The sequence below is a fragment of the Streptomyces sp. NPDC048612 genome (assembly GCF_043199295.1).
Taxonomy (GTDB): Bacteria; Actinomycetota; Actinomycetes; order Streptomycetales; family Streptomycetaceae; genus Streptomyces.
Genome location: NZ_JBICVV010000010.1, coordinates 277,585 through 284,483, shown reverse-complemented (window position 1 = coordinate 284,483; position 6,899 = coordinate 277,585). Strand labels below are relative to the sequence as shown.

The window sequence follows — 6,899 nt, the reverse complement described above, 5'->3', positions numbered from 1 at the left end:
GGGAGGGGGTTGGTGGGGTGGGGCCCCGGTGTGTGGTGGGTGACGGGTTCGGGGCCTCCGGGGTGGGTGTTCGGACTGCTTCGCTTTACGTCCGAACACCCACCCCTCCGGCCCCGCCCCCTCCCGTAGTTGAGGGACCCCACCCCGGTAGAGGGTGAAGAAAACAAAAGACCAGTAGCTGGGCCCGCACCACGACACGGGCCCAGCTACTGGTCTTTCACCTCTCCCCCCACCGGACGGAGGCCGCCACACGAACGGGAGGGGGCGGTCCGGAGGGGCCTGTGTTGTGGACGTAAAGCGAAGCAGTCCACAACACAGGCCCCGCAGGACCGAACCCGGCACCACAACGAACAACCGCGGCCCCCGCCCAAACCCCCACCCCCGCCGAAGGCGAAAAGCAGGCACGGCGGGCCACCCGACAACGTGGGAAGCGGGGCTACGAGCCCAAAATGGTGGAGAGGAACTCTCCTGTCCACGCGAGCAGCTCGCGCCCAACCACCGGCTTGCCGCCGATCTTCCCCGTCGTGGGCCGCGGAACAAGAATCTGTTGCGTGGCCGGCTTGAGGACCGTACGGGGATAGAGCCGCTTGAGGCGCAGCTCCTGGGACTCGCGCAACTCCACGGGGCCGAAGCGGACGTTGGCGCCCTGGAGGGTGATGTCACAGACCCCGCACGCGCGGGCCAGCATCCGCAGGCCGGCGACCAGCAGGAGGTTCTCGACGGGTTCGGGCAGCTTGCCGTAGCGGTCGGTGAGTTCCTCGCGGACGGCCGCGATGTCCTCCTCCGAGGAGGCGGAGGCGATGGCGCGGTAGGCCTGGAGGCGCAGCCGCTCGCCGGGGGCGTAGTCGTGCGGGACGTGGGCGTCCACCGGGAGTTCGATCTTGACTTCGAGCGGGGGCTCCTCCTCCACGCCGCCCTCCAGGGAGGCGCGGTAGTCGGCGACCGCCTCGCCGACCATCCGTACGTAGAGGTCGAAGCCGACGCCGGCGATGTGGCCGGACTGTTCGCCGCCGAGGAGGTTGCCCGCGCCGCGGATCTCCAGGTCCTTCATGGCGACGTACATGCCGGCGCCCATCTCGGTGTGCTGGGCGATGGTCGCCAGCCGCTCGTGGGCGGTCTCGGTGAGCGGCTTCTCCGGCGGGTAGAGGAAGTAGGCGTAGCCGCGTTCCCGGCCGCGGCCCACCCGGCCGCGCAGCTGGTGGAGCTGGGAGAGGCCGAAGTTGTCGCCGCGTTCGACGATCAGGGTGTTGGCGTTGGAGATGTCGATGCCGGACTCGACGATCGTCGTGGAGACGAGGACGTCGAACTTCTTCTCCCAGAAGTCGACGACGACCTGTTCCAGCTGGGACTCGCCCATCTGGCCGTGGGCGGTCTGGATGCGGGCCTCGGGGACGATCTCGCGGAGGCGGGCGGCGGCCTTGTCGATGGACTCCACCCGGTTGTGGATGTAGAAGACCTGGCCCTCGCGCAGGAGTTCACGGCGGATGGCGGCGCCGATCTGCTTCTGCTCGTAGGGGCCGACGAAGGTCAGGACCGGGTGGCGCTCCTCGGGGGGCGTGGTGATCGTCGACATCTCGCGGATGCCGGTGACCGCCATCTCCAGGGTGCGGGGGATGGGGGTGGCGGACATGGTGAGGACGTCGACGTTGGCGCGGAGCTTCTTGAGCTGTTCCTTGTGCTCGACGCCGAACCGCTGCTCCTCGTCGACGATGACCAGGCCCAGGTCCTTGAACTTGGTCTCGGAGGAGAAGAGGCGGTGGGTGCCGATGACGAGGTCGACGGAGCCCTCCCGCAGCCCTTCGAGGACGCCCTTGGCCTCGGTGTCGGTCTGGAAGCGGGACAGCGCCTTGACGTTGACCGGGAACTGGCCGTAGCGCTCGGTGAAGGTGCCGAAGTGCTGCTGGACGAGGAGCGTGGTGGGGACGAGGACGGCGACCTGCTTGCCGTCCTGGACGGCCTTGAAGGCGGCACGGACCGCGATCTCGGTCTTGCCGTAGCCGACGTCGCCGCAGATCAGCCGGTCCATCGGGACCGACTTCTCCATGTCCTCCTTGACCTCCGCGATGGTGGTGAGCTGGTCGGGCGTCTCCGCGTACGGGAAGGCGTCCTCCAGTTCGCGCTGCCAGGGGGTGTCCGCGCCGAAGGTGTGGCCGGGTGCCGCCATCCGCGCGGAGTACAGCTTGATCAGGTCGGCGGCGATCTCCTTGACCGCCTTCTTGGCGCGCGCCTTGGTCTTGGTCCAGTCGGCGCCGCCGAGGCGGTGCAGCGTCGGGGCCTCGCCGCCGACGTACTTGGTGACCTGCTCCAGCTGGTCGGTGGGGATGTAGAGGCGGTCGCCGGGCTGGCCGCGCTTGGCGGGGGCGTACTCGACGAGGAGGTACTCGCGGGTGGCGCCCTGCACGGTGCGCTGCACCATCTCGATGTAGCGGCCCACGCCGTGCTGCTCGTGGACGATGAAGTCGCCCACCTCCAGGGTGAGCGGGTCGATGGTCTTGCGGCGGCGGGCCGGCATCCGGGCGCCGTCCTTGCCGGCCGCCTTCTGGCCGGAGAGGTCGGTCTCGGTGAGGACGGCGAGCCGCAGCGAGGGGTCGATGAAGCCGTTGTCGAGGGAGCTGCAGGAGACGTGGACGACGGACGGGGAGAGCTCGGGGAGGTCGGCGTCCAGGCGGGCGGCGATGCCCTCACCGGCGAGGACCTCGACCGTGCGGGCCGCGGGGCCGTGCGCCTCGGTGAGGAAGACCGTACGCCAGCCGTCGGCGAGCCACTGCTTGGTGTCGGACAGCGCCCGCTGGGTGTCCCCGCGGTAGGTGTCGGGGGCGTGCATGCCCAGCTTGAGGGTGTCGCCGTCGGACTCCAGGTCCTCGTCGGCCGCGAAGGGGCTGACCGACCACCACGGCATGCCCAGCTCACGCGCCCGGTCCCGGACGTCCGCGATGCCCCACAGGGAGGCCGCGCCCACATCGATCGGGGCCGCCTTCCCGTCGGCCGCCGGCCCGTCCGACATCGCGGCGGCCGCCCAGGACGCCTGGAGGAACTCCTGGCTGGTCGCCACCAGGTCGGCGGCCCGGGTGCGCACCCGCTCCGGGTCGCACACCACGGCCATGGAGCCCTTCGGCAGCACGTCCAGCAGCAGTTCCATGTCGTCCACCAGGACCGGAGCCAGCGACTCCATGCCCTCGACGGCGATCCCCTCGGCGATCTTGCCGAGGAGTTCGCCCAGCTCGGGATGGTCCTCGGCGAGTGCCGCCGCCCGCTCCCGCACCTCGTCGGTCAGCAGCAACTCCCGGCACGGCGGCGCCCACAGCCCGTGCTCGGCGACCTCCAGGGACCGCTGGTCGGCGACCTTGAAGTAGCGGATCTCCTCGACGTCGTCGCCCCAGAACTCGACCCGCAGGGGGTGCTCCTCGGTGGGCGGGAAGACGTCCAGGATGCCGCCGCGGACCGCGAACTCGCCGCGCTTCTCGACCAGCTCGACCCGCGAGTAGGCGGCCGCCGCCAGACCGTCGACGACCTCTTCGAGGTCGGCGGTCTCGCCGGTGCGCAGACTGACCGGCTCCAGGTCGCCCAGGCCCTTGACCTGCGGCTGGAGCACCGAGCGGATGGGGGCGACGACGACCGAGACCGGGCCGGCGGTGGGGTCGTCCGGGCGCGGGTGGGCGAGCCGGCGCAGTACCGCGAGGCGCCGGCCGACGGTGTCCGAGCGCGGCGAGAGCCGCTCGTGCGGCAGCGTCTCCCAGGACGGGAACTCCACGACGGAGTTGTCCTCACCGGCCGGCATCAGGCTGCGCACGGCGGCGGCGAGGTCCTCGGCCTCCCGGCCGGTGGCGGTCACCGCGAGCACCGGGCGGCCGGCCTGCCGGGCGAGCGCGGCGATCGCGAAGGGGCGGGCGGCCGGCGGGCCGACCAGATCCACCCGGGGGCGGTGGCCGTCGGTCGCGGCCTGCACCGCTTCGGCGAGCGCCGGGTCCCGTACGACGGCGTCGAGCAGACCAGTCAGGCTCATGAAAAGGTTCCGTCCCAGCGAGGCGAACAACGCAGCAGCCCGACACGTCGCACGGGCCGGGGTTGCCAAGCGTACGCCCGCCCGCTGACAGGCCGGGCCGGAAGCCGGGGACGGCGCCCTCCCGCCCCCGTGACCACGGCGGCCCGGTTCCGCAGCCCCCGCCCCCGTGGAAGGGTGCACGGTACAAGAACCTCAGGAGGGGGCACGGTGAGCGGAAGCACGCCACGGACCGGGGACAGCGGCACACTGCGGGCGGCCGGCCCGCCACCCGCGGGGCCGCCGCCGCGTCCCGTCGTCGCCGCCCTGATGCTCGGGATGGCGCTGGCCGCGCTCGACTCGACGATCCTCGCCACCGCCATCCCGCAGATCGTCGGCGACCTCGGCGGCTTCGCGGTCTTCTCCTGGCTGTTCTCCGGCTATCTGCTGGCCGTCACCGTGACCCTGCCGGTCTACGGCAAGCTCTCCGACACCTTCGGCCGCAGGCCGATCCTGATCACCGGCATCGTGCTCTTCCTCGCCGGCTCGCTGGCCTGCGCCGGAGCCTGGAACATGGGCTCGCTGATCGCCTTCCGGGTGGTGCAGGGCCTGGGCGGCGGCGCCCTCCAGGGCACCGTCCAGACCATCGCCGCCGACCTCTACCCGATGAAGGAACGCCCCAAGATCCAGGCCAGGCTCTCCAGCGTCTGGGCCGCCTCGGCGGTCGCCGGGCCCGCGCTGGGCGGACTGCTCGCCGCCTACGCCGACTGGCGGTGGATCTTCCTGGTCAACCTGCCGGTGGGCGGGGCCGCCCTCTGGCTCATCGGGCGGCACTTCACCGAGCCGCAGCGGGACCGGCCGCGGCCCGCAGCCCGCCCCCGGGTGGACTGGCCCGGCGCGCTGGCGATCTTCGCCTGCGGCGGGCTGCTGCTGACCGCCCTGGTCCAGGGCGGGGTGGCCTGGCCCTGGCTCTCCGCCCCGTCCCTGCTGCTGTTCGCCGGCAGCGCGGGGTGCGCGGCGCTCACCGTCCTCATCGAACGGCGGGCCGCCGAGCCGATCATTCCCGGCTGGGTCTGGCGCCGCCGCACCATCTCCGCCGTCAACCTCGCCCTGGGCGCCCTGGGCCTGCTGATGGTCGCCCCGACGGTGTTCCTGCCCACCTACGCGCAGTCGGTCCTGGGCCTGAGCCCCACCGCCGCCGGCTTCGTGCTGTCCGTGATGACCCTGAGCTGGCCGGTCTCGGCCGCCCTCAGCAGCCATGTCTACAACCGGGTCGGCATCCGCAGCTGCGCGATGCTCGGCATCGGCGCGGCCGGCCTGGTGCTGCTCGCCTTCCTCCTGCTGCCCTACCCCGGGGCGGCCTGGCAGCCCGCCCTGCTCATGCTGGCGCTGGGCGCGGCCCTCGGCCTCTCCCAGCTCCCGCTGATCATCGGCGTCCAGTCCTCCGTCGGCTACCAGGAGCGCGGCACCGCCACCGCCTCCATACTCTTCTGCCGCCAGGTCGGCCAGTCCCTCGGCGCCGCGCTCTTCGGCGCCCTCGCCAACGCCACCCTCAACGACCGCCTCGCGCACGCCCCTTCGGACATCCGCCCCGGCCTGCCCGGCGACCTCGACGCGGTCTCACGCGCCCTGGAGCACGCCGGCGGCCTGACCGCGCAGGCCACCGACTACCTCCGCCGGGCCGTCGACACCACCGTCGACCACGTCTACGCGGGCGCCGCCGCGGCCGCCGGACTCGCGCTGCTCGCCCTGCTGTCGGCCCCGCGCCGCTTCCCAGTGCACACGGAGGCCGGCGGCACGGGCACCGGCACCGGCACCGGCGAGAGCGGGCCGGGCGGGACCTGAGCGGGCGGCCCGTCGGCGGCCGTACGGTCAGCCCTTCGCGCCGCCGCCCGCGCGGGGCAGCTGGGTCTCCAGGGTGTCCTCCTCGTCGGGGCCGGCCGCGCCGCCGGATTCCGGTCCGCCGTTCGGCTCCGCGGCGTCGTCCTCGTCCGCCACCGGCGCCTTCCCGGTGAGCGCGGCCAGGCTGTTGCGCACATGGGCCATGTGGGTGCGGACCTCGTCGCGCTCCGCGTCGTGCTCCCGCAGGACCCGCGCCGTGGTGCGCTCGATGCGCTCCACCTCGGCCTGCCCCTGCGCCAGCAGACCGGCGGCGCGGTCCTCGGCGTCCTCCTGCCGGTGCCGGGCGGCCTCCTCGGCCTCCGCGTACAGCCGCTCACTGTCGGCGCGGGCCGCCTTCGCGCGCGCGTCCAGCTCCGCGACCAGCCGGTCCGTCTCCGCCTCCCGTTCCGCGATGTCCCGCCCGGTGCCGTCCCACTCCTCGGTCTGCCGCTGCTCCTGGTCGCGCAGCAGCTGCGCGGTGCGCCGGCGCACCTCGGCCAGCTCCGCGGCCGCCTCCTCCCGCAGCTTCTTGTCGTCCTCGGCGGCCACGGCCACCAGTTCGGCGGCCTCGCCCCGCGCCGCCTCCCCCGTGCGCCGGGCCAGCGTCTCCGCCTCACCGCGCCGCGCGTCCGCCGCCTTGTCGGCGGCCTCTCCGACCTCGTCCGCGTAGGCCGCTGCCGCCTCCCGGATCTCCTCGTCCGCCTGCTGCGCCCCGGCCCGCAGCCGCGCCGCCTCGGACTCCGCGGTCGTCAGGATCAGCCGGGCCTCGCTGCCGAGCGAGACATACGTCTGCGGCGGCAACTGCGCCACATGGGCCTGCAGTTCCGCCAGCTCGGCGGCCATCTCGTTGGACAGGACCGTGAGCCGCGCGGCGCGCTCCCAGCAGGAGTCGCGGTCGACCGAGATTCCCTCGACACGGCGGTCCACGTCCTCCGGACGGTAGCCGCGCCCTCGTACGGTCTCGAACCCGTGAGGCGAAACCGATGCACTCATCCCTCAAGCCCCTCTCCGCCGCGCACGGCCGCCGGGCGACCCGCAG

Annotated in this window: 3 protein-coding genes; 1 reads left to right on the top strand and 2 read right to left on the bottom strand. The window is 73.2% G+C overall.

What is annotated here, in order from left to right; translation table 11 throughout:
* Nucleotides 1–436: 436 nt before the first annotated feature.
* Complete coding sequence (gene mfd / locus ACGFN2_RS18315; RefSeq protein ID WP_362613364.1) at nucleotides 437–4,003, bottom strand: transcription-repair coupling factor; 3,567 nt, start codon at nucleotides 4,001–4,003, stop codon at nucleotides 437–439.
* Between the two features lie 207 nt (nucleotides 4,004–4,210).
* Between mfd and ACGFN2_RS18310 the strand changes: the two genes are divergently transcribed.
* The gene (locus tag ACGFN2_RS18310) at nucleotides 4,211–5,824 is read left to right on the top strand and encodes an MFS transporter (RefSeq protein ID WP_393361448.1); all 1,614 of its coding nucleotides are present in this window, start codon (nucleotides 4,211–4,213) and stop codon (nucleotides 5,822–5,824) included.
* Between the two features lie 27 nt (nucleotides 5,825–5,851).
* Here ACGFN2_RS18310 and ACGFN2_RS18305 read toward each other — a convergent pair whose 3' ends face one another.
* The gene (locus ACGFN2_RS18305; protein ID WP_393361445.1) at nucleotides 5,852–6,853 is read right to left on the bottom strand and encodes a cellulose-binding protein; all 1,002 of its coding nucleotides are present in this window, start codon (nucleotides 6,851–6,853) and stop codon (nucleotides 5,852–5,854) included.
* Nucleotides 6,854–6,899 lie beyond the last annotated feature (46 nt).